This window comes from Streptomyces cylindrosporus (assembly GCF_022698165.1).
In the GTDB taxonomy this organism is placed as follows: Bacteria; Actinomycetota; Actinomycetes; order Streptomycetales; family Streptomycetaceae; genus Streptomyces; species Streptomyces cylindrosporus.
On the sequence record NZ_JALDAY010000007.1, the window covers coordinates 272,589 to 296,184 of the forward strand.

Annotated in this window: 16 protein-coding genes; 10 read left to right on the plus strand and 6 right to left on the minus strand. The window is 72.3% G+C overall.

Going from position 1 to position 23,596, the window contains the following annotated elements; genetic code table 11:
• Window positions 1-6 precede the first annotated feature (6 nt).
• Window positions 7-2,250 (minus strand): glycoside hydrolase family 9 protein, encoded by a 2,244-nt coding sequence (locus tag MQP27_RS23890; RefSeq protein ID WP_242767397.1) that lies wholly within the window; start codon window positions 2,248-2,250, stop codon window positions 7-9.
• Between the two features lie 155 nt (window positions 2,251-2,405).
• A complete protein-coding gene (locus tag MQP27_RS23895) occupies window positions 2,406-5,504 on the minus strand; it encodes a glycoside hydrolase family 2 TIM barrel-domain containing protein (protein WP_242767398.1) in 3,099 nt (1,032 codons plus the stop codon).
• Between the two features lie 191 nt (window positions 5,505-5,695).
• Between MQP27_RS23895 and MQP27_RS23900 the strand changes: the two genes are divergently transcribed.
• A complete protein-coding gene (locus MQP27_RS23900) occupies window positions 5,696-8,083 on the plus strand; it encodes a SpoIIE family protein phosphatase (protein ID WP_242767399.1) in 2,388 nt (795 codons plus the stop codon).
• A 4-nt stretch (window positions 8,084-8,087) separates the two neighbouring features.
• On the opposite strand, the gene MQP27_RS23905 is transcribed toward MQP27_RS23900, so the two are convergent.
• Window positions 8,088-8,657: an RNA polymerase sigma factor gene (locus MQP27_RS23905; RefSeq protein ID WP_242767401.1), complete on the minus strand. Its 570-nt coding sequence runs from the start codon at window positions 8,655-8,657 to the stop codon at window positions 8,088-8,090.
• A 19-nt stretch (window positions 8,658-8,676) separates the two neighbouring features.
• Between MQP27_RS23905 and MQP27_RS23910 the strand changes: the two genes are divergently transcribed.
• The 3 genes from MQP27_RS23910 to MQP27_RS23920 all read left to right on the plus strand — a co-directional run bounded on the left by MQP27_RS23910 (window position 8,677) and on the right by MQP27_RS23920 (window position 12,170).
• Window positions 8,677-10,029, plus strand: coding sequence for a serine/threonine-protein kinase (locus MQP27_RS23910; RefSeq protein WP_242767402.1), 1,353 nt, complete (start codon window positions 8,677-8,679; stop codon window positions 10,027-10,029).
• A gap of 117 nt (window positions 10,030-10,146) precedes the next feature.
• Window positions 10,147-10,830 carry a DUF4232 domain-containing protein gene (locus tag MQP27_RS23915; RefSeq protein WP_242767403.1) on the plus strand — a complete coding sequence of 228 codons (684 nt, stop codon included), beginning with the start codon at window positions 10,147-10,149 and terminating at the stop codon, window positions 10,828-10,830.
• A gap of 83 nt (window positions 10,831-10,913) precedes the next feature.
• Window positions 10,914-12,170 (plus strand): SLC13 family permease, encoded by a 1,257-nt coding sequence (locus tag MQP27_RS23920; protein WP_242767802.1) that lies wholly within the window; start codon window positions 10,914-10,916, stop codon window positions 12,168-12,170.
• A gap of 14 nt (window positions 12,171-12,184) precedes the next feature.
• Here MQP27_RS23920 and MQP27_RS23925 read toward each other — a convergent pair whose 3' ends face one another.
• Window positions 12,185-14,107, minus strand: a complete 1,923-nt coding sequence (locus MQP27_RS23925) for an RICIN domain-containing protein (RefSeq protein WP_242767405.1) — start codon at window positions 14,105-14,107, stop codon at window positions 12,185-12,187.
• A 428-nt stretch (window positions 14,108-14,535) separates the two neighbouring features.
• A complete protein-coding gene (locus MQP27_RS23930; RefSeq protein WP_242767406.1) occupies window positions 14,536-15,444 on the minus strand; it encodes a helix-turn-helix domain-containing protein in 909 nt (302 codons plus the stop codon).
• A gap of 62 nt (window positions 15,445-15,506) precedes the next feature.
• Between MQP27_RS23930 and MQP27_RS23935 the strand changes: the two genes are divergently transcribed.
• Window positions 15,507-16,325, plus strand: a complete 819-nt coding sequence (locus tag MQP27_RS23935; RefSeq protein WP_242767408.1) for a phytanoyl-CoA dioxygenase family protein — start codon at window positions 15,507-15,509, stop codon at window positions 16,323-16,325.
• 118 nt (window positions 16,326-16,443) lie between these two features.
• Here MQP27_RS23935 and MQP27_RS23940 read toward each other — a convergent pair whose 3' ends face one another.
• Window positions 16,444-17,415, minus strand: coding sequence for an aldo/keto reductase (locus tag MQP27_RS23940; RefSeq protein WP_242767410.1), 972 nt, complete (start codon window positions 17,413-17,415; stop codon window positions 16,444-16,446).
• 260 nt (window positions 17,416-17,675) lie between these two features.
• On the opposite strand from MQP27_RS23940, the gene MQP27_RS23945 reads away from it, so the two are divergent.
• The 5 genes from MQP27_RS23945 to MQP27_RS23965 are packed head-to-tail and all read left to right on the plus strand — an operon-like array spanning window position 17,676 to window position 23,071.
• Window positions 17,676-19,019 carry an ABC transporter substrate-binding protein gene (locus MQP27_RS23945; RefSeq protein WP_242767412.1) on the plus strand — a complete coding sequence of 448 codons (1,344 nt, stop codon included), beginning with the start codon at window positions 17,676-17,678 and terminating at the stop codon, window positions 19,017-19,019.
• Window positions 19,020-19,042: 23 nt separating this feature from the next.
• The gene (locus tag MQP27_RS23950) at window positions 19,043-20,008 is read left to right on the plus strand and encodes a carbohydrate ABC transporter permease (RefSeq protein ID WP_242767413.1); all 966 of its coding nucleotides are present in this window, start codon (window positions 19,043-19,045) and stop codon (window positions 20,006-20,008) included.
• Window positions 20,005-20,826, plus strand: a complete 822-nt coding sequence (locus MQP27_RS23955) for a carbohydrate ABC transporter permease (RefSeq protein ID WP_242767415.1) — start codon at window positions 20,005-20,007, stop codon at window positions 20,824-20,826. The genes MQP27_RS23950 and MQP27_RS23955 overlap by 4 nt, the downstream gene beginning before the upstream one ends.
• Window positions 20,827-20,831: 5 nt before the next feature.
• The gene (locus MQP27_RS23960) at window positions 20,832-21,770 is read left to right on the plus strand and encodes a carbohydrate kinase family protein (protein WP_242767416.1); all 939 of its coding nucleotides are present in this window, start codon (window positions 20,832-20,834) and stop codon (window positions 21,768-21,770) included.
• Window positions 21,770-23,071 (plus strand): alpha-glucosidase/alpha-galactosidase, encoded by a 1,302-nt coding sequence (locus tag MQP27_RS23965; protein ID WP_242767417.1) that lies wholly within the window; start codon window positions 21,770-21,772, stop codon window positions 23,069-23,071. Before MQP27_RS23960 ends, MQP27_RS23965 begins: the two co-directional genes overlap by 1 nt.
• Window positions 23,072-23,596: the final 525 nt, after the last annotated feature.

The following is a 23,596-nucleotide window of genomic DNA, read 5'->3' on the forward strand; positions in this document are numbered from 1 at the left end:
CCGCCGCTATCCCTGGTCCGCCACGAAGGACGCCATCCGGGCCAGGGCGGCGTTCCAGTTGATCGCCGTCTCGTTCGTCGACCAGGACTGGATGTCGTCGATGTAGCAGAACTGGCCGACGCAGCCCTGGAGTTTGCTCTGTGCGTAGGGGTCCTGGATGGAGGAGTTGGGGCCGCCCGCCAGGGTTCCGTGCGGCGGGTTCGGCAGGTTGGGGTCGAGTTCGTGGGCGTACCAACGGCTGTGCTGGTTGTGGGAGTTGGCCTCGCCGTAGCCGGTGACGTAGGAGATGTTCAGGGCGTTGCGGCCGAGGATGTAGTCCATGCTCTGGACCGCGCCGTCCCGGTACTTGGCGGCGCCGGTGATGTCGTACGCCGTCGCCAGTACGACCGAGTTGTTGAGGACCTGGTGGCTGGAGCCCCAGTCGTAGATGTTGTCGGGCGGGGCGTACGGCATGCCGTACGGCTGTGACCTGAGCGTCGACAGGTAGCCGTCCGCGCCCTTGACGACGGACTCGCGCACCTTGTCCCGGCCGGGCAGTCTGCTCGGCACCGTGGCGAGGTCGAGCCGTCCGGCGGCCGCCGTGCGGCCCCAGTCGAAGCCGAGGGGGCCGAAGATGTCGGCCGTGTGCACCGGGGAGCCCAGCACGTAGTCCGCGAACTGCTTCTCGCCGGTGGTGAGATACAGCTCGGCGGCCGCCCAGTAGAACTCGTCGGTCGCGTTGGTGTCGTCGTAGGTGCCGCCCCCGGTGCCGTCGCTCGCGGAGGCGTACATGGTCGGGTGGTTGAGCGCCGCCGACCAGGCCTTGCGGGCGGCCGTGAGGGCCTTCGCGGCGAAGGCGCGGTCGTAGGGGCGGTAGAGGCGGGCCGCCTGGGCCGCCGTGGCGGCGAGGTTGAGGGTCGCCTGGGTGGACGGCGGGTGCAGTTCGCGCTTCTGCGGGTCCTCGCTGGGCAGCAGGGGCAGGCCCGTCCACTGCTCGTCGTGGATCTTGTGGTGGGCCATGCCGGCCAGCGGCTGTCCGTCCGGCACCTGCATCTTCAGCAGGAACTCCAGCTCCCAGCGGGCCTCGTCGAGGATGTCCGGCACCTTGTTGCCGCTCTCCGGGATGGCGAGGGTGCCGTCCCGCAGCTTCTCCGACTCCCCTGTGCGCGCGAGCAGTTCACGCTCGTAGGTGCTCAGCAGCTCCCAGGTGGCGATGCCGCCGTTGACGACGTACTTGCCGTGGTCGCCGGCGTCGTACCAGCCGCCGGTCACGTCGAGCGTGTAGTCGCAGACGCCCGGCTGGCAGGGGACGTTGTGGTCGCCCTGGTTGGGCGAGACGTCGACGTGCCCGGCCGCCCTGCCGTAGCCGGGCCGCAGGTCGTCGCGGATCGCGATGCCGCTGCGCTGCGTGTAGTAGTACTTCACCGAGTCGAGCCGCAGCTGCTCGTACGCACCGGTGCCGATGTCGAACGGCCGGCTGGTCTCGCCGTCGGCCACCAGGGTGAGGCCCTGGCCCTGCTTGCGGTAGGCGCCGAAGTCGATCGAGTGGACGTTCTGCCCGGAGGAGACGTCGGTCCCGCGCGGCACGGTCCAGCCGTGTGCGACCGTCGTACCGGCGGCGTTCCTGAGCTGCCAGGGCACCTTGGTGGTGGCGTCCGTGACGAGCGTGGCGTTCTTCGGGCCGGACGGCAGATAGGCGACCTGATTGACGCGCACCCGCGGCCCGGTGTCCGGCTGGTAGACCTCCGGCGGGACCCCGCCGAGCAGCGACACGTCGTCCATGCACAGCCGCCACGGGTCCGCGCTGCCCCCGGCCTGGAAGGCGACCTGGCCCTGGGTCGTGTCGACGGGCGAGGTGAAGGTGTACGAGTAGGTGTCGCCGGAGACGCTCAGCTGCGGGCTGACCTCGAAGTAGGTGTCGTACGGCGCCACTTGGAGTCCCACGATCGCCCGCACCACGTGCCCCTCGGGCGAGCCGGACGCCCTGAAGGCGAACCGGTACGACTCCCCCTTGACCAGGGTGACGTCGTTCTGGCCGACGGCGGCGTCCCAGCGGTTGGCGGTGCCGCCCGGGACGTCCGCGCACAGTTGTCCGTCGGAGAGGCCGGCGGTGACGTTGCCGGTCGTCCACCAGGGGGCGGTGGTGGTGTCGAAGGTGCCGTTCTTCAGCTGCTCCACCTCGTCGGCGGCCGCCGGTCCTGCCGGGAGGGCGGTGAGCACCGCTCCCAGCAGGGCGGTCAGGCTCAGCAGGGCGGTTCTGCGTCGTTTCACGTCTGGGCTCCTCGGGAGGGAGGTACGGGTGACGCTCACCGGCGCACGGCGATGGGAGCGCTCCCAGATGCGGACGCAGCCATGCTTGTTGGAGGCATGACACTCCGTCAACGGTCCGGACGGGACTCGTTCCCGTCCGGACCGTCACGCCCGGCTCAGCTCGCGGGTGCCTCCAGCTTGCTGATCCGCACGGCACCGACGGCCTGTCCCGGGTGCGCGCTGGTCAGCGTCAGCCGCAGCCGGGAGCCGCTGACCGCGTCGAAGGTGACGACGGTCGGCGCGTCGGAGGCGGTGGCCCAGTCGACCGCCGCACCCGTGACGGGCACGTACGCGCGGCCGTCCCACACGGCCACGTCGATCGTGGCGGGCAGGCTGTGGGTCGCGTCGACGGTGAAGGAGACCTCGACGCGGGAGAAGCCGCGGGAGCGGCCGTAGTCCACGGAGACCCAGTCCTTCGGCCGGGCCCCGTTGAAGGCGGGCAGCAGGGCGGTGGCCGACTTGGCGAAGGCGTTGGACCAGCCGGTGGCCGGGTCGCCGTCGAGCATCGCGGCGGGGAGGGTGTCGGGGCGGCCGGAGTAACTGGCGTCCGCGGAGGGGTAGTTGGGGGCGGCCGGGTGCTCCGGCTCGAACGGTGTCGGCGCGGTGGTCGCCACCGAGCGGGCGTGCATCGTCCGCATGGTCACCGTTCCCGTCCGCAGCCCCTCGGCCCGCGCGGTCACCTTCAGCGTGCCCGCCTCGGTGCCGGACCGCACGATGGCAAGCGCCTTGCCGTGGAAGGCCGTTCGGGTGGTGGCCTGGTAGCGCTCGGCGCTCTCCTCGCGCCCGTTGTCGAGCCCGGCGAGGGAGCCGCCCGTGACGGCGAAGGTGAGCAGGTGCTCGGCGTCGGGCACCACCACGCCCCGGGCGTCGACCACGTCCGCCGTCACGAACACCAGCGAACGCCCGTCGGCGGCAAGGGACCTGCGGTCCGCCGTGAGGCGTACGGCGTGCGGCTGTCCCGCGGTGCGCAGCACATCGGTGGCGACGACCTTACCGTCCCGTCGGGCCACCGCCTTCAACTCGCCCGGCGCGAAGGGCACTTTCCAGGTCAGGTGCAGCTTGCCCGCGCTGCCGTTCGGGCTGGTGTAACTGCCCGGGTAGGGGCCGCTGGTGAAGGTCTTGTCGTCGCCGGTCGCCTCGGTGGTCTCCAGGTAGGTGCGCCCGTCAGTGGTCTTCTTCGTGTCGAAGCTCCGGGCGCCGAGGGATGTGCCGTTGAGGAAGAGCTCGACGGTCTCGACGTTGGAGTAGGCCCAGACCTCCACCGTGTCGCCGTCCTCGTGGTTCCAGCTCATCGGCAGCAGATGGACCATGGGCTCGTCGATCCACTGGCTCCGGAAGAGGTGGTACATGTCCTTGGGGAAGCCGGCCGTGTCGACCGCGCCGAAGAAGGACGCCTTCACCGGGAAGACGTTGTACGGCGTCGGCTCGCCGATGTAGTCGATGCCGGACCACAGGAACTGTCCCGCGAACCACTTCCGGTCCCGGTCCTTCTTGTGCCCGTACTCGCCGCTCATGGTCCAGGAGGCGAGGTTGTTGTCGTACGAGGAGGTCGCCCGTCTGCCGGGCGTGTGGTTCTCGCCGGTGTTCAGGTGTTCCGGTTCCTGGTACGTCGAGCGCGTCGAGGTCTCCGAGGAGGACTCGGACTCGAAGAGGAACAGGTGCGGGTAGGCCGCGTGCAGGGCGTCCACCGACTTGGCGGTGTTGTAGTTGAGGCCCAGGCCGTCCAGCTTGGCCAGCATCAGGTCGGCGGCCGAGCCCTTGGCGGGCACGCTCCGGTACTTGTCCGAGCCGATGACCAGGGGCCGGGTGTCGTCGGCGGCCTTGATCGCGCCGATGATCCGGTCGGCCATCGCGAGCCCCGCGGTGGAGGTCGAGTCGGGGATCTCGTTGCCGATCGACCACAGCACCACGGCGGGCGAGTTGCGGGCCGCGAGGACCATCTCGGTGGCGTCCTTCTCGCACCACTCGTCGAAGAAGCGGCCGTAGTCGTACTTGGTCTTGCCGGTCCGCCAGCAGTCGAAGGCCTCCACCATCATCACGATGCCCAGTTCCTCGCAGACCTGGATGATCTGCGGCGAGGGCGGGTTGTGGGAGGTGCGGAAGGCGTTGACGCCCATCGACTTCATGATGGTCAGCTGCCTGCGGACGGCGTCGATGCTGATGGCGGAGCCGAGCGCGCCCTGGTCGTGGTGGAGGTCGACGCCCTTGATCTTGCTGTAGGTGCCGTTGAGGGAGAAGCCCTCGTCGGGGTCGAAGCGGTAGGTGCGGATGCCGAAGGGGGTGCGGTAGGTGTCGACGGTCCTGCCGCCGACGCGGAGTTCGGTCTCGACGGTGTAGCGGTGGTGCGGGGTCGCGAAGTCCCACAACTTGGGCTTGGCGACGGTGAGTTCGTGTGTCTCGGCGGCTTTGTCCGTGACCGCGACCGTGCTGGAGGCGCGGGCCACGGTACGGCCGTCGGGGTCCTTCACCGCGGTGCGGACCTCGACCTGGCCTGCGGCGCCCGACTCGTTCAGCACGGAGGTGCGCACCCGTACGACGGCGCGCTCGCCGGTGATGTCCGGCGTGGTGACGTACGTGCCCCAGCGCTCCACGTGCACCGGCTCGGTGATCACCAGGCGGGCCTCGCGGTAGATGCCGCTGCCCGAGTACCAGCGGCTGCTCGGGAGCTGGTTCTGCACCTTGACCGCGAGCACGTTCTCGGTGCTGCCGTCGGTGTGCACCAGGTCCGTGAGGTCGAGGGCGAAGCCCGTGTAGCCGTAGGGGTGCCGGCCGACCTGGGTGCCGTTGCAGTAGACGTACGAGTCCATGTAGACGCCGTCGAACTCCACCGAGATCCGCTTGCCGGCGAGGTCCGGCGGCAGGGTGAAGGCGAGGCGGTACCAGCCGAGGCCGCCGGGGAAGAAGCCGGTGCCGCTGGTGGTGCCGTTCTCGGTGGTGGGGGTCTGCTCGATGCTCCAGTCGTGCGGGACCGCGACCTCGCGCCACGCCGAGTCGTCGTGGCCGGGGTCGGCGGCGTTCGCGTACGCGCCGGTCGGATCGGTGATCCCGCCGGGGTTGACCAGCGCGAAGCGCCAGCCGTCCCGCAGGGCGACCGTGCGGCGGCCGGCGGCGCTCCCGGCGGCCTCGGCGGCGCGGGCCGCCGGGGTGGCGAGGAGCGCTCCGGCCGCGGGCGCGGCGGTGGAGGCGATCAAAACCGATCTGCGAGTGACCGTCATGGCGGCTCTCCCTCATCAGGGCCCAGAAGTACTCACAACTGATCGTGAACAAACAGATTCTGACGGGGCGCTGCTCGGGATCGTCAAGGGTGCGGCCAGGGGTTCTCCGAACGTGGCGGGCCGGGAAGCACTAGGGTGGGACCCAGGTGAAGTGGCTGTTCACTGTGAGTGCGCACGATGGAGTGGCGACGATGAGCCCGGTCTACCCGTTCGACGATGCCGCCACCGCGCGGGCGGTCATCGACGCGAGCGGCAGGCTCGTCGAGTGGAACGGCGGTGCTCAGCGCCTGCTGGGCTGGTCCGCGGCGGAGATCCTCGGCAGCCGCGCCGCGGACCTGGTGATCGGGACGGCCCCGGGTCCGGAGTTCGATCCCCGGGACATCCGCTGGCACGGCATCGTCACGCTGCGCCACCAGGACGGCAGCGAGGTCCCCGTCTGGCTGCTCGTGCACCGCACCGAGGCCGAAGAGGGCGGACCGGTGCGCTGGCTCGTGGTGACGCCCCTGGAGGGTGACGCGCCGCGCGCGGCCGACGATCCTCTGGAGCAGGTCGGCCTCCTCCAGTCCCCGTGCGCCGTGGCGATCTACGACGAGCGGCTGCGGCTGCGGCGGATGAACGAGGTCATGGCCCAGGTCCTGGGGCTGCCCGAGGAGCGGGTGCGCGGCCTGCGCGTGTTCGAGATGACCGGCCGGCGGCAGAGCGCCGACATCGAGCGCCATCTGCGGCGCGTCCTGACCACCGGCCAGGGACACGACGTACGGACGCACGTGCCGGCCGGCGGGGACGTCCGGGCGCATGCCTGGCTGGCCCGCATGGCGCCGGTCACCGACGCGACGGGGCGGGTGCGGGGCGTGTGCGTGGCCGCGCACGACTTCACCGACGAGTACATGGCCCGCGAGCGGCTCCAGCTCGTCAACGAGGCGAGCGTCCGCATCGGCACCACCCTCGACGTCACCCGGACGGCGCAGGAGCTCGCGGAGGTCTGCGTCCCCGCGCTCGCCGACTTCGTCAGCGTCGACCTGCTCGACCCGCCGGACGCCGGAGCCGAACCCCTCGCCGGACCGCTGACCGCCCCGATCAGCCTGCGCCGCGCCGCACACCGCTCCCTCAACACCGGCACCCCCGAGGCCGTGGTCGAGCCGGGGCACGTCGACCTGTACCCGGCCCCCTCCCCGCAGGCCGACTCGCTGCTGGCGGGCCACACCATCGTGGCCACGATCGAGTCCGACGACCTCGAGGACTGGCTCACCTGGGACCCGGCCCGGCTGGAGCGGATCAAGGAGTACGGCATCCACTCCACGATGTCCGTGCCCATCCAGGCCCGTGGCCTCACGCTCGGCGTCGCCGTCCTGGCCCGCTTCAGACGCGAGGACCCCTTCACGCCCGACGACGTGCTGCTCGCCGAGGAGGTCACCGCGCGGGCCGCCGTGTGCATCGACAATGCCCGCCGGTTCTCCCGCGAGCGCGAGACCGCCCTCGCCCTGCAGCGCAGCCTGCTGCCGAGATCGCTGCCGCGCACGGCCGCCGTGGACGCCGCCTCCCGCTACCTCCCGGCCGCCCGCGCCGGGGTGGGCGGCGACTGGTTCGACGTGATCCCCCTGTCCGGGATGCGGGTCGCCCTGGTCGTCGGGGACGTCGTCGGCCACGGCATCCAGGCCTCGGCCACGATGGGCCGGCTGCGCACCGCCGTGCGCACCCTCGCCGACATAGACCTCGCGCCCGACGAACTCCTCACCCACCTCGACGACCTGGTCGTCCGCCTGTCCGCCGAGGCGGGCAGCGAGGGCAGCCCGGGCGAGGTCGGGGCCACCTGCCTGTACGCGGTCTACGACCCGGTGTCGCGGCGCTGCACGATGGCGCGGGCCGGGCATCCGCCGCCGGTGGTGCTGGTGCCGGGCGGCGAGCCGGAGCAGGTGGAGCTGCCCGCCGGGCCGCCGCTGGGCCTGGGCGGGCTGCCGTTCGAGTCGGCCGAGCTGGAGCTGCGCGAGGGCAGTGTGCTGGCGTTCTACACGGACGGGCTGATCGAGTCCCGCGAGCGGGACGTGGACGCCGGCCACCGGATGCTGTGCGACGCGCTGGCCACGTACACCGACTCGCTGGACGAGACCTGCGACCGGATCCTGCACGCCCTGCTGCCGCCGGGCGGCGCGCCGGACGACGTGGCGCTGCTGCTGGCCCGCTCCCGCGGGCTGCCCGCCTCCCGGGTGGCGACCTGGCACATCCCCGCCGACCCGGCGCTGGTCGCCCCCATCCGCAAGCAGGTCGTCGAGCAGCTGGAGGTCTGGGGACTGCTGGAGGCCTCCTTCACCGCCGAGCTGGTGGTGAGCGAGCTGGTCACCAACGCGATCCGGTACGGCGCCCACCCGATCCGGCTCCGGCTGATCCACGACGCGACGACGCTGATCTGCGAGGTCTCCGACACCAGTCACACCGCGCCGCATCTACGCCGGGCGAAGACCTTCGACGAGGGCGGCCGGGGTCTGCTGCTGGTCGCCCAGCTCACCCAGCGCTGGGGCAGTCGGCACACCGCCGAGGGCAAGACGATCTGGGCCGAGATCGGGCTGCTCGACGAGGACTGAGCGCTCAGGACCCGTCCGCGAGCCACGGCCTGACCTGCCGGCGCGCCTCGTGCAGCCGCGACTTGAAGGTGCCCAGCGGAATGCCGGCCCGCTCGGCGGCCTCGGCGTAGTCGAGCCGGCAGATGTCCCGGTACACCAACGGCTCGACCAGGTGCGGGCGTTCGCGCTCCAGCCGCTCCAGGGCTTCGAGCAGGTCGAGGCGGGAGCCGGCGATCACGCTGGTGGTGCGCGGGTCGGCCTGCCGGTCGTCGGCGACCGGGACGGGCTGCTCGGCGGCCCGCCGTTTCAGCTCCCGGTACTTCTGCCGGCAGCAGTTGGCGACGACCGTGTGCAGCCAGGTGCTGAAGCGGCTGCGGCCCTCGAAGGTGCCGATCTTCCGGGCGAGTTGGAGCAGGACGTCCTGCGCGGCCTCCTCGGCGTCCTCCCGGCAGGGCAGGAACCGCCCGCAGCGCCGCAGCACCTCGGGCCGGATCGTCTGCAGGAGTTCCTCCAGCGCGGCGCCGTCGCCGGCCGCCGCGGCGCGGGCCAGGTCCTCGGTCGGCGGGAGGAGGTGCTGTGCTCGGGGTCGGTCCACGGCCAGGCATGATAGTCGTATGCACTCCGTCGAGCGGATCGGGCGCTACCGCCTGGAGCGGCGCCTGGGCGCGGGCGCGTTCGGCACGGTCTGGCTGGCCCACGACGACGTGCTCGAGGCACCGGTCGCGGTGAAGGTCCTCGCCGACAACTGGTCCCACCGGCTCGACGTCCGCGAACGCTTCCTGGCCGAGGCGCGCATGCTGCGGCAGGCCGGTTCGGAGCGGGTGGTGCAGGTCTACGACATCGGTGAACTGCCGGACGGCAGGCCGTACTTCGTGATGGAGTACGCCGACGGCGGCACCCTCGCCGAGCTGCTCGCCGCCGGTCCGCTGCCCGTGCCGCAGGCGCTGCGGCTGACGGCGGCGGCCGCCCGGGGGGCTGCCGCGCTGCACGAGGCGGGGATCGTGCACCGGGACATCAAGCCGACCAACGTCCTGCTGGCCGAGGGCGGCTCGCGGGTGCTGCTGGCGGATCTGGGGCTGGCGAAGAGCCTGGCGCAGGCGTCCGGTCTGACCCAGGCCGCGGGCTCGGCGGGCTACCGGCCGCCCGAGCAGGCGGAGGCGGGTGCGGGGATCGACGCGCGGGCCGACGTGTACAGCCTGGGCGCGGTCGGCTATCACCTCCTCACGGGTGCGGTGCCGGGTGAGCCGGGCAGGGTGGCGCGGCCCGACCGGCTGCGGCCGGGGCTGGACCCGGCGGTCCGGCGGGCCCTGATGCGGGCGCTGCAACCGGACCGCGAACGCCGCTGGCCGAGCGCGCGGGCCTTCGCGGAGGAGCTGGAGCGCCTCGCCTCCGGTGTACGCCCCCGGCGCCGTCGGAGGGTCTTCGCCCTGTCCGGTGTGGTCGTGGCGGCCGCCGCAGCCGGTGTGACTCCGGCGCTGCTGCACCGGTCGGCTCCGGCTTCACAGGTGAGGGTCGCGGACGGCGGCGGCCGGGTCACGGCCGAGGTGCCCGCCGCCTGGGACCGCCAGCTGCGCGACTCGGGCTGGGATCCGCGGGCGCTCGGACTGCCCGCCGGGCACGAGCCGGGGTTCGCGGTCGCGGACGACCTGGCGAAGTGGCAGGACCTGGGGGCCGACGTGAACGGCGTGTTCGTGGGCCTGAGCGAGCGCGGTGATCTCACGGCCGCCGTGAACGGCCTGACCCACTCCGGCTGTCACTACGACGGCGCCCGCGCCTACACCGGCCCGGCCTGGCACGGCAGGGTGCGCACCTGGAGCGGCTGTCCGGGCGGCGGAGGTTCGGTCACGGAGGCCGCGCTGGCTCCGGCGGGCGGCAGCGGACGGACACGGGTGTACGTGCAGATCCGCGAGAGCGGCAAGGGGCCCTCGGCCGACCGCGTCCTCGGTTCCGTACGTCTCGGTGGCTGACGCGCAACACTCGCGAACTTTTCCGCCCCGGCGGGCATCGGACATGTATGACGGGGCACAGAGCGCCGTACGCACACGCCGGGCGTGTGCGTGGAACATCCGGGAGTGTTGAGGACCATGACGAAGAAGTCCCCCTCCGTCCGCCGGGCGGCCCTGCTCGCGAGCGCGGTCGCGGTGCTGGGCCTGCTGACCGCCTGTGGCAGCGGCGACGGCACGGCGAGCTCGCCGAGCACCCTGCCGGGCACGGCCGCCCCCGCCACCGACGGAACCACGACCGGATCGGACAGCGCCTCGCCGACCGCGCCGTCGTCGGGCTCCGACACCGCCTCGGGCAGCGGGACCACCACCCCGTCCGGGGCGGTGTCGGCCTCCGGGAGCGCGAGCACCCGGTGCCACACCTTCCAGCTCAGCGCGACGGTCGGCCGCAACAACCCCGGCGCCGGGCAGGAGAACTTCCCGATCGTCCTGACCAACAAGGCGTCCCACACCTGCACCGTGCGCGGCTATCCCGGCGCCGCGTTCACGGATGCCTCCGGCAAGCAGCTGGGGCCGGATCCCAAGCGCTCCTCGGGCACTCCGGGGACCGTCTCGCTGGACCCGGGGCAGAGCGCGTGGGCCGGACTGACGTTCTCGAACCCCGAGGTGAGCGGTGCCCACGCCGAAACGCCGACGACGCTGCTGGTGACGCCGCCGGACGAGCGGGACTCGCTCAAGGTGAAGTGGACCGGCGGCCCGGTGCCGGTCTCCGGGAACTCGTCGTCGGTCTTCCTGACCGTCTTCAGCCCCGGCACCGGGGCCTGAGCGGGCGGGGGCGGGGCAGACCTCTTACCTCGACCTGTTTTCATTGAGGGCTGCCACCCCGAACCGCTTCGAAGGACCCAGCCCTGAACACCCCGCTCGCCGAGACCCTGTCCGCCGTCCTGCTCGTCGCCGTCCTCGCCTTCGCCGTGCTGCGCCCCAAAGGCCTGCCGGAGGCGGTGGTGGCCGTCCCGGCGGCGGGGCTCGTGATCGTCACCGGGGCGATCACGCTGGACCACGCCCGCGAGGAGGCCGCGCGGCTCGGGCCCGTGGTCGGCTTCCTGGCGGCGGTGCTGGTGATCGCCCACTTCTGTGACGTGGACGGACTGTTCCAGGCGTGCGGGGCGTGGATGGCCCGGCGCGCGGCCGGGTCTCCGACACGCCTGCTGACCTCGGTGTTCGTGCTGGCCTCGGCGATCACCGCGGTGCTCAGCCTGGACGCCACGGTGGTGCTGCTGACGCCGGTGGTGATCGCCACCGCCGCCCGCGCCGGCGTGCGCGCGAAACCTCACCTGTACGCGTGCGCGCACCTGTCCAACACGGCCTCGCTGCTGCTGCCGGTCTCCAACCTGACGAACCTCCTCGCCTTCGAGACCAGCGGGCTGAGCTTCACCCGGTTCGCGGCCCTGATGGCCCTGCCCTGGCTGGTCGCGATCGGCGCCGAGTACCTGGTCTTCCGGCGGTTCTTCGACGAGGACCTCAGCGCCCGCGACCACTCCCCCGAACCCGGCGAGACGCCCGAGCTACCCCTGTTCGCGCTGATCACCGTGGGCTGCACACTGGCCGGGTTCGTGGTGGCCTCCGCGGTCGGCGTCGAGCCGGTGTGGGTGGCCACCGCGGGCGCCCTGGTGCTGGCCGGGCGTGCGCTGGTGCGGCGCAAGGCCACGCCGGTGTCGGTGGTGCGGGCCTCGGCGCCGGCGTTCCTGGCCTTCGTGCTCGCCCTCGGCATCGTGGTGCGGGCCGTGGTCGACAACGGGCTCGCCGACGCCCTCGACCGGGTGCTGCCCTCGGGCTCGGGGCTGCTCGCGCTGCTCGGCATCGCCGCGCTGGCCGCCGTACTGGCGAACCTGATCAACAACCTGCCCGCAGTGCTGGTCCTGCTGCCGCTGACGGCCGCGGCCGGGCCGGGTGCCGTGCTCGCGGTGCTGCTCGGGGTGAACATCGGCCCGAACCTGACGTACGCCGGATCGCTCGCGACGCTGCTGTGGCGGCGGATCGTGCACCGGCACGGTCAGGACGCTGACCTCGGCGAGTTCACCCGGCTCGGGCTGCTCGCCACCCCGGCCGCGCTGCTGGCGTCCGTGGCGGCGCTGTGGCTGTCGCTCCAGGCCGTCGGGGTCTGACCGGGCGGGGCGGGTCAGTGGTGGTGACCGCCGCCGCCGTAGCCACCGCCGCCGTATCCGCCGCCCCAGCCCCCGCAGTAGGCCGGGTTGTAGTAGCAGTAGGGGTTCGTCGTGCCGTACGGGTTCGACGGTGTCGGGGAAGCCGTGGTCGGCGTCGCCGTGGGCGTGGGGGTCGGCGTCTTCGACGGTGTCGGCGTGGCCTTCTTGACCGTGGGCGTCGGGGCCGGGGTGGTGTCCGCGTCCCAGTTGACGACCTGCATCTGCAGATCGGCCTTGGCCGTGTCGAAGACCCAGCGCTGGGCGTCGCTGCCGTCGCGGTTCTTGACCACCAGGGCGCCCGAGCCGTCGGTGGCGGCGGGGCTCAGGGCCAGGTCCTGGTCCCAGCGCGGGACGACCGTGCCCTGGAGCGTGAAGTCGTAGCGGATGTTCTTCTGCACGGCGGCCGCGCACGGGGCGAGCTGCACCGAGTAGCCGAGGTGGGAGTCCAGGCACAGGTCGGGGTCGGCGACGCTGCGCAGGCGGCCGTCGGTCTCGTACGACCACTGCTGGCTCGTCACCGCGGAGCAGGAGGCGAGTTCGGCCTCCGCGCCCTTGACTGCCTTGTTGCCGACGACGGCCACGCACAGCCCGGAGTCGACATTGTGCAGCCGGCCCTGTACGTCACCCTCGGCGGCCTCGCTCGCGCTGATCCAGGACGGGTCGCCGGCCACGGTGCTCTTGGACGGGGTCGGCGTCGGCGAGGCCTGGCCACCGTCGGCCGACGGGGTGCCGTCGCCGGAGCCGATGACCGTCCACAGGACCAGCGGCAGGACCACGAGTCCGCTCACCGTGAGGACGGCCGCGGTGAGGTTGCGGCGGCGGGCCGCGGCGCGCCGGGCGGCCTTCTGGGCCGAGCGGTGCGAGCCGGTCGTGCTCTCGGGCGAGGGGCGGGAACCGGTCCGGCCGCGGTCCGCGCGGCGGGAGCCGGGACGGCCCTCGGGTCTGGGAGCCGTGCCGGGCGGGGGGCCGACGGGGGCCATGGGCACGCCCGGCGTGGTGAACGGCTCGCCCGCCATCACCGGGGGCTGCACCTCCGCGGGCAGCGGCCGGGAGATGCCCTCCACCGGTCCGGCGAGCCGCGACTCCACATAGGCCTGGGCGCCCCAGCCGAGCACCGCCTCGGCCAGCGCGACGCCGAGCCCCTGGTTGAACTGGGCCAGCTGGTCGGCGGTGTGGCTGCAGTGCCTGCACCCGGCGAGATGGGCGGCGAGGTCGGGGTCGATGGCGACTCCGCCGCGCCGGTAGGTGACGTCCAGCATCCGCAGATAGCGGCGGCACTCCTGCTCGGGGGCGAGCTCGCGGTGGACCTGGAGGCACTCCTCGCGCAGCCGCTCGCGGGCCCGCCCCAGTTCGACGCGCGCGTCCTCGACGTCCAGGCCGAGCAGTCCGCCGGGTATCTCCAGCGGTTCGGCCTCGACCTCCACGTGCCACAGCAGGCAGCGGGCCGACTGGGGCAGCCGCTGGAAGGCCCCGGACATCAGGCGCCGGTCGGCCGGCGGGAGCAGCCGGGCCGCGACCCGCTGCCCGTCCTCGGCGCCGGAGCGCAGCGCGGGGTGGAGGTGTTCGCGCCGGTGGTCGCTGTCCCACTCGGCCGCGATCCGGCGCACGGTGACCAGGAGCCTGGGCCGCCAGGCGGAGGTCGGCCCGTTCTGCCGCAGGGTCTCCCCGAAGAGCCGGGTGAACGCGGCCGTCGTGAGCATTCCCGCGGAAGGGGCGCCGTCGGTGCACAGCCGGGCATAGGTGAACGCGGCTTCCCAGTGCCGGTCGAGGAGTTCCCCGACGGGTTGCAGCGCGGGCGTCGTTCCCGTCCACTTCCTGAGTTCGGCGCTCAGTTGCTCGTCCGTCACGTCGAACCGGCGGGCAGGCGTGGGGGAATTCGACAGGCCGGTGTCTCTCACGGCTGCATTCCTCTCGGGGCCATGCGGCATAAAGTCCATACCAACCGGTATGGGGACCCGCCGACAAGGCGACGAGGTCCGCTCGTACGGGGTTCGGCGTCTCGAACGCCCGCCTGGGGCAGCTCTTTTGAAGCATGCGGACGAACGGGAGGCGCCTCGTGCGCACAGGGTGAATATGTAGTGCCTGTGCGCCGACAGGCCACACCTTTGCACAGGTCAGGGAGGCCTAACAAGAGATCTCGCGGTTTTGTGCATTCCGTGCGCGACACGAGATATTGACGAATCGTCAATCCTGTCGCCCGGCGATGTCCGGCTATCGGCGGGCCATTTGGGAACGGGTATTCAGCCGTCCGCATGGCGACTCGGCGCTCAACCATTGAACAACCTCTCCCACCACACAAGGCATCGTTCGCACCGGCCGCACCACATCACGTCCCAACCATTGAGCCGCTTGTCCGGTACATGCCGGGTGGCACGCCGTAGCGCGTGCGGAAGACACGGTTGAAGTGGAACGGGCTGGCGAATCCGGAAGCGGCCGCCACCCGGTCCACCGGCAGGTCGGTGCTCTCCAGGAGACGCGCGGCGTGTCGCAGCCGGGCCTCGCGCAGGACCCGCATCGGGGACTGGCCGAGCTGCCGGGTGAACAGGTGGGCGAGGCGGGACGGCGAAAGGGAGACGCTCTCGGCGAGCGAGCGGACCGTGTGCGGGGCCCCCGGGTCGGCGGCGATCAGCGCCTCGGCCCGGCGCACCCGGGCGTCCACGCCAGGTGCGGGTGCCGGAGGACGTGCGGTGGCGGCCGTGAGCAGGACGACCTCCTCCAGCGAGGACAGGGCGAGTTCGCGGGCGGCCGTGCCGTGCGCCACGGCGAGCCGGTCGTCCGCGGGGACGGTGGTCGCGGGCGGTGGTTCGGTGCCGGTCCAGCGGGCGTCGGCGAGCATCCGCCGGAAGGCCGCCTCGATCCGGCCGTGCAGCGCGGTGGGGGTCGGCGTGACGACGTAGAGGCCGTCGCCGGTGTCGTACGGGCGCAGCCAGGGTGTCCAGGAGGGGCGGGCCTGGCAGTGCGCCCACCAGAACTGCCAGTTGGGGGCGCCGGGTTGGACCGCGTACTGGTGGCGGACGCCCGGGGCGAGCGCCACCAGGTCCCCGGCGCCGGCCCGCGCCTGTGCGGCGCCCTGGCGCACCCGGCCGCTTCCGCCCGTGGTCCAGATGAACAGCCAGCTGTCGGCGCCGCCGGGCCGGTTGATGCCGTAGCCCGGCAGCTCGTCGTAGCGGCCGATCACCACCAGGCCGGGTGGCGGCGCAGCAGCCACGGGCAATCCGTCAGCGTTCACGGGCATCCTCCTGTGGCGGGCGTCGGCCTAGCGTTCCGGGTGTGGGAACCCGACCGAGGAGTGGAAGCATGACAGTCACGGACAACGACGCCGCCGGCGCCCCCATCCTGACGCCGAGCGGGCTGAGGCAGTTCCGGGAGGACGGCTTCACCGTCGTACGCGGACTGTTCGGGTACGACGAGATCGAGCGCCTCCGCGCGGAGTTCGCGGCGCTGCACGCGGCCGGGCCGGTGCCGGGGCACTTCCGGCCGCGCGAGTCGGCGGACCCGCTCGCCGCGTATCCGCGGGTGATGCATCCGCACGAGATCAACGACCGGGCCCGGGGCGTGCTGCTCGACGCGCGGCTGCGAAGTGCCCTGGAAGCGCTGCTCGGTGAGGAGGTGCTGGCCGCGCAGAGCATGTTCTACTTCAAGCCGCCGGGGGCGCGGGGGCAGGCGCTGCACCAGGACAACTTCTATCTGCGGGTCGAGCCGGGCACCTGTGTGGCGGCCTGGGTGGCCTGCGACGTGATCGACCGGGAGAACGGCGGCCTGGAGGTCGTGCCGGGGACGCACCGCATGGACGTGTTCTGCCCGGAGGAGGCGGACGAGCGGGTGTCCTTCGCGCGGGAGTACGTGCCCCCGCCGCCGGGGCTCGCGGCCGTGCCGGTCGACATGGCGCCGGGGGACGTGCTGTTCTTCAACGGCAGCCTGGTGCACGGCTCGGGGCCCAACCGCTCGGCCGACCGGTTCCGCCGGTCCTTCATCGGGCACTACGTGGGGCGGTCGGCGGAGCGCATCGGCGTCTACTACCGGACCCTCACGATGAGCGGCGACCGTGTCGTGCTGTCGGAGAGCGAGGGTGCCGGTCCGTGCGGCACGGAGTTCGCACCGCACGGACCGCACTAGGCGCTCCGCTGGTTGTGCGGCGATGGGTAGTGGGTCGGCTGCGGCGCCGTTGTGGCTGGTCGCGCAGTTCCCCGCGCCCCTTGGCGGCGCTGTCCGACCGGAGCTGACCTGGGACCGCTCAGCTGTGGCCGACGATCGGGTGTGGAGTGTACGGCTGCTCCAACTCCTCGATCTCCTTGTCGCTCAGCTCCAGTTCGACCGCGGCCGTCGCGTCCTCGATGTGGTGCGGCTTGGCGGCGCCGACGATCGGTGCCGCCACCGTGTCCTGGTGGAGGAGCCAGGCGAGGGCCACCTGGGCGCGCGGCACGGCGCGGTCGTTCGCGATGCGGGTGACCGCCTCGACGATCGTGCGGTCGCCCTCCGGGTAGAGGCGGCTGCCGAAGTTGTCGTTGGCGCTGCGCTCGGTCACCGTCCCCCAGTCCCGGGTGAGCCGGCCGCGGGCCAGCGGGCTCCAGGGCAGCGCGCTGACACCCTGGTCGGCGCAGAGCGGCAGCATCTCGCGCTCCTCCTCGCGGTAGAGCAGGTTGTAGTGGTTCTGCATGGACACGAACTTGGTCCAGCCGTGCCGCTCGGCGGTGTACTGCATCTTCGAGAACTGCCAGGCGTACATCGAACTCGCCCCGATGTAGCGGACCTTGCCCGCCTTCACCAGGTCGTGCAGGGCCTCCATGGTCTCCTCGACCGGGGTGTGCGGGTCGAAGCGGTGGATCTGGTAGAGGTCGACGTAGTCGGTGCCGAGGCGGCTGAGGCTGTGGTCGATCTCGGCGAGGATCGTCTTGCGGGACAGGCCCGCTCCGTTGGGTCCGGGCCGCGTCCGCCCGTGCACCTTGGTCGCGAGCACGATCTCGTCGCGGTTCGCGAAGTCGCGCAGCGCCTTGCCGACGATCTCCTCGCTGGTGCCGTCGGAGTAGACGTTGGCGGTGTCGAAGAAGTTGATCCCGGCCTCCAGCGCCTGCCGGATGAGCGGACGGGTCGCCTCCGCGTCGAGGGTCCACTCGTGCACGCCCCGGTCCGGGAGGCCGTAGGTCATGCAACCCAGACAGATCCGCGACACGTCCAGGCCCGTCGAACCGAGCTTCACGTACTGCATCGTTGCTGCTCCTGCCTTCGGGGTGGGGTACCAGTTCGGAGGGTACGTGGTTCCCCGCCCCGGGCTCCGCTTTCCCGGCCCCCTCTTGACGGCGGAGGGCGCCCGGCGCTTTCATCCTGGACACGTGCCGCCGCGCGCAGCGGGGCACTCAGAGGTGCGCCCAGCCGGTAGCGGACGAATTCCAAGCCCGGCCAAAGTCGCCAGGACCGACCGGACACCCGGTCCGAGGCGGGGTCGTACCCGCGATTGATGGAGCGGACATGCCCGTCAAGGGTGTCTACCGCGTCGGAGGTCCCGGGACGACCGTCGGCGCTCTCGGAATCTCACGCCGTCGGCTGCTGCTCGGCGCGGCCTCGGCCGCCGCGGTGAGCGGCTGCGCGGGCGGCGCCTCGGGCGGGGTGGGTGCCGACGGCCGGGTGACCGTGGAGCTGTGGCACGGGCAGGCCGACACGGCGCGCAAGGCGGTGGAGGCGCTGGTCGCCGAGTTCAACCGCACGCATCCGACGATCCGGGTCGACTCGGGCGGCGGCGGGGTGATCTCCGACGCGATGCTGCAGAAGGTGACCGCGGCGCTCGCCGCCGGTTCGTACCCGGACGTCGCGTACATCTTCGGCTCGGACCTGGCGAACATCGCGCGCAGCCCGCGCGTGGTCGACCTGACCGACGCGCTGCACGACGGACCGACGCCGTGGAACACCTACTGGAAGCCGGTGCGGGACGCGGTCACCGTCAACGGCCGGGTCCGGGCGGCGCCCGCGCTGCTCGACTCGCTCGCCGTCGTCTACAACCGGAAGCTGTTCCGCCGGGCCGGTGTGCCCTTCCCGGAGGCGGGCTGGTCCTGGAACGAATTCGCCGCCACGGCGAAGGCGTTGACCGACCCCGGCCACGGCGTCTTCGGCGCCGGCTGGCCCGGCACCGGCGACGAGGACACGGTGTGGCGGCTGTGGCCGATGATCTGGGACCTCGGCGGCGATGTCGTCGCCCCCGACGGCAAGCACATCGGCTTCGCCGACGAGGGTGTACGGGCGCTCGGGACCCTCGCCCGGCTCGCCACCGACAAGAGTGTGTACGTCGACCCGAAGCCGGGCGGCGAACAGATGTACCAGGCCTTCCAGAGCGGCCGTATCGGCATGGTCGGCACCGGGCCCTGGAAGCTCCCGGACATCGTCGAGGCGAGGATCGACTACGGCGTCGTACCTCTGCCGACGTACAGCGGGCGGCCGGTCACCATCTCGGGGCCGGACACCTGGACGGTGTTCGACAACGGCTCGGCCCGCTCGCGGGCGGCCGTGGAGTTCGTGCGCTGGATGACCGAGCCCGCCCAGGACGTGCGCTGGGACGCCTCGGCGGGCAGTCTGCCGTTGACCACGACGGCCGCGAAACTGCCCGGCTGGCGGCGGTACAGCGCCGGCACCACCGGCCTCGACGTGTTCACCGACTCGCTGAGCTCGGCCCGGGTGCGGCCCGTGCACCCCGCGTACCCGCAGATCTCCCAGCCGCTCGGCGAGGCGATCGTGTCCGTCCTGCTCGCCCAGGACTCCCCCGCACACGCCCTGCGCAGGTGCGCCGGCAAGGCCGACGCGGCCCTGCGGATCCCCAGGTGACTTCCCCGGTACGGGAGACCGTCATGTCCACACTGCCCCGCGCCCTCACCCTCCCGCCGCAGGCCGCGGTGGAGGTCCCCGTCGCGGCCCGCCGGGCCGCCCGTCGCCGGGCCCGCCGGGAACGGGCCACCGCCTGGGCCTTCATCGGCCCCTCCGTCGTGGTGATCCTCGGCCTGAGCGTGGTCCCGGTCGTCTGGTCCCTGCTGCTGTCCTTCCGCGCGGACGACCTGGTGACGCCGAGCCGCTGGGTCGGTCTCGACAACTACCGCGCTCTCGCGCAGGACCCCAACTTCCGTACGGCGGTGGGCAACACGCTCCTCTACACCGCTCTGTACGTGCCGCTCAGCCTGGTCGGCGGGCTCGCCCTGGCCCTCGCGCTCGACCGCAAGATCCGCTTCATCGGCCTGTACCGGACGCTGGTGTTCATCCCGTTCGTGGTGTCGGCGACCGCGCAGGGCGTGCTGTTCTCCTTCATCCTCGACCCGGAGTTCGGCGTGGCCAACGCGCTCCTGCACCATCTCGGGATCTCCTCGCAGGGCTTCCTGACCGACCCCGGGCAGGCCCTGTATCTGCTGGTGCTGATCTCCCTGTGGAGCGGCGTCGGCTTCTGCGTGGTCGTCTATCTCGCCGCGCTCCAGGACGTGCCGCCCGAACTCGTCGAGTCCGCCCGCCTGGACGGCGCGAACCGGCGGCAGGTGCTGCGCCATGTCACGCTGCCCGCGCTGACGCCGGTCACCGTGTTCCTGCTGCTGTGGGAGTGCATCACCGCGCTGCAGGTGTTCGACCTGATCTATGTGACGACGAAGGGCGGGCCGCTCGGCTCGACGACGGTCGTCGTCTACTTCGTCTGGCAGCAGGCCTTCCAGATGTTCACCGCCGGGTACGGGGCGGCCGCGGCCTACGTCCTCGCGGTGGCGCTGCTGGTGGCGGGCGGCGCGCTGCGGGTCGTACGCCGCCGGCGGGGCCGTACGGAAGGAGCCGTCCGATGAACGCGCGCAGGTCGGGCCTCGGCTGGCATCTGCTGCTCGCGCCGATCGCGCTGGCGTTCGCGGTGCCGTTCGTGTGGCTGGTGCTGAGCTCGGTGATGTCGGACGCCGAGATCAACCGGTTCCCGCCGGCGCTGTGGCCCAAGGGCATCCATCTGGACGGCTACCGGTACATGCTGGGCAACGCGCTCTTCCCGCGCTGGTTCGGGAACTCGCTGATCGTCGCCTCGGTGGCGGTGCTGTCGAACCTGCTGCTGGGGGCGCTCGGCGGCTATGCCTTCGCCCGGATGCGGTTCGGCGGCTCGCGGCTGATGCTCGGGCTGATGCTGGCGACGATGGTCGTGCCGTTCCAGCTGACGATGATCCCGACCTTCCTGGTGATGAAGTGGCTCGGGCTGATCGACACGCTGGGCGCGCTGATCCTGCCGTCACTGGTGACGCCGTTCGCGGTGTTCCTCTTCCGGCAGTTCTTCCTGTCGCTGCCGCGGGAGATGGAGGAGGCGGCCTGGATCGACGGGTGTTCGCGGCTGCGGGTGCTGTTCTCGATCGTGCTGCCGCTGTCCCGCCCCGCACTCGCCACGGTCGCCGTGCTGACCTTCCTGACCACCTGGAACGACCTGACCTGGCCGCTGATCGCCATCAACCACGACACCCGGTACACGCTCCAGCTGGGCCTGACGACCTTCCAGGGGCTGCACCACACCAAGTGGTCGGCGGTGATGGCGGGCAACGTCATCACGGTGCTGCCGGTGCTGGTCGCGTTCCTGCTGGCGCAGAAGACGTTCGTGCAGGCGCTCACGTCGAGCGGGATCAAGGGGTGAGCGGAATGCCGTACGACCTGCTGGTGATCGGGGACGTCAATCCCGATGTGGTGGTCGGGCCGGTGGCGGGCGCTCTCGCCTTCGGGCAGCGTGAACAGCTCGTGGAGCACGGCCGGTTGGTGCTCGGCGGGTCAGCGGCGATCATGGCGTGCGGGGCAGCGCGGCTCGGGCTGCGGGTCGCGTTCGCTGGGCGGGTGGGGGACGATCCGGCGGGGGCGTTCGTCCGGCAGGCGCTGGTGGCGCGGGGCGTCGACACGAGCCACCTCGTCGTGGACCCCCAACTCCCCACTCCCCTCACGGCGATTGTGACCACAGCCGACGGCGACCGGGCGATCCTCACCTCGCCGGGCTGTCTGGCGGCCACTGGCCCCGAGGACGTTCCGGCCGAGCTCCTTTCCTCCGCCCGGCACGTCCACTCCGCCTCCTTCTTCCTGATGCCACGCCTCGCACGCTCACTGGCCGAGCTCTTCGCCGAGGCCCGCGCGCACGGGGCGAGCACCTCGCTGGACACCAACGACGATCCGGCCGGCCGCTGGGACCGCGCCCTACTGAACCCGGTCCTGAAGGTGACCGACGTACTGCTGCCGAACGCGGCGGAGGCCCGCGCCCTGTCCGGGGAGGACCAACCGGCCGACGCGGCAGGGGCGTTGGCCCGGCTGGGCCCGACGGTCGTCGTCAAGGACGGGGCGCGGGGTGCCCTGGCCCGTGCCGGCACGGAGTCGGTGCGCGTCCCCGCCCTCCCGGTCGAGCCGGTCGACTCCGTCGGCGCGGGCGACAGCTTCGACGCCGGTTTCGTCGCCGCGCGGCTGCGCGGACTGGATCTGCGCGCGTCCCTGGCCGTGGCCGTCGCATGCGGCTCACTGTCGACGCGCGCCCACGGGGGTACGGCGGCACAGCCGACGTGGGACGAAGCGTGTGCCGCCACCGAGCCGAAAGGGACTTGATGAAGATCGCCTTCGTGGGGGCGGGCAGCGTGGTGTTCACGCAGGGCCTGCTGGCCGACCTGTTCGCCTTCCCCGAACTCGCCGACGTGCATGTCGCGTTGCACGACGTCGACCCGGAGCGGCTGGCCACGGCGGAGGGCGCCGCCCGCCACATCGCGGACGTACGCGGGGTGAAGCCGGTGATCTCCGGGCACCTCGACCGGCGGGCGGCACTGGCGGACGCCGACTTCGTCGTCAACATCGTCCAGGTCGGCATGGACGCGGCCACCCGCACCGACTTCGCGGTCCCGGCCCGCTACGGGCTGCGCCAGACCATCGGCGACACCCTCGGCATCGGCGGTATCTTCCGGGCACTGCGCACCTTCCCGGTACTGAGGGGCATCGCCGAGGACATGGCCGAACTCTGTCCGGACGCCCACCTGTTGAACTACACCAACCCGATGGCGATGAACGTCCTCTACCTGAGCCGCATCGCCCCGCGGCTTAAGGTCACCGGCCTGTGCCACTCGGTGCACTGGACGATGCACGACCTGTCCGCCCTGGTGGACGTGCCGTTCGAGGAGGTCTCCTACCTCGCGGCCGGCGTGAATCACCAGGCCTGGGTGCTGCGTTTCGAGCGGGCGGGCGAGGATCTGTACCCGCTGCTGGACAAGGCGATCGCCCGCGACCCGGGCCTGCTGCGCCGGGTCCGGGTGGACATGTACCGCAGGCTCGGCCACTACCCGACCGAGACGAGCGAGCACTCCTCCGAGTACGTGCCCTGGTATCTGCGCCACGACAGCGAGATCGAACGCCTGCGGCTGCCGGTCGGCGCCTATCTGGACACCATCGAGGAGAACGCGGCGAGCTACGAGCGCACCCGCGAGGCCCTGGCGGCGGGCCGCCCCCTGCCCGTGGAGGGCACGCTGGAATACGCCCCGCAGATCATCCACTCGATCGCCACGGGCACGCCCCGCACGGTGTACGGCAACGTCCCGAACCATGGCCTGATCGACAACCTCCCCGCCGACTCGGTGGTCGAAGTCCCCTGCCTGACCGACGCGTTGGGCGTCCAGCCGACCCGCGTCGGCCCGCTCCCGCCACAGTGCGCGGCCCTCAACCGGGCGTACGTCTCCGTCACCGACCTGGTGGTCCGCGCGGCCACGGACGGCGACCCGCGCCACATCCGCCACGCGGCGATGACCGACCCGGCAACGGCGGCCACGCTGCCGGTGGAACGAATCTGGGACCTGTGCGACGACCTCGTACGGGCACACGGCGACCTCCTGGCACCGGAACTGCGGGAGACGCTCGGACATTGAGGGGGTCCGGCCGCCGGGAGCCCTCGGGGTGGGGGGCGTTCCGGGCCGCGGGGGCCTCGGGGGCCTCGGGCAGTGAGCGGGTCGGCCGCGGGGCGTCGGGGGCTAGCCTGCCGGCCGCGGGGGCCTCGGGGGACTGAGCTGTGGGGCCACGGGAGCCCTCGGGCACCGGGCATGGGGGCCGCTGAGATCCTCGGGCAGTGAGCGTTCCGGGCCACAGGGACCTCGGGCACTGAGCATGTCGGGCTACGGCGACCCTTCGGCACACGGCATGCCGGGCCACCACGGCCCCCGGCACGGCACGCCCGGCCACCGCGCCCCCCCGGCACTCGGCAAGCCGCCCCGCTGGAGCCGGTCGGGTGTTCCGCGTTGCTGCCCGTAGGTGATCGTCCGGCGTGGGAGTGGTCGGGGGGTCGGGTGGGTCCCGCATTCTCGGCGCAGGTGACCGGCGGTCGGCCGGTCGTGGGTCCACGGGAGGAATCCGGTGCCGAGGACGACGCTCAGGACGCTGCTCGGGGCGACGGTGCT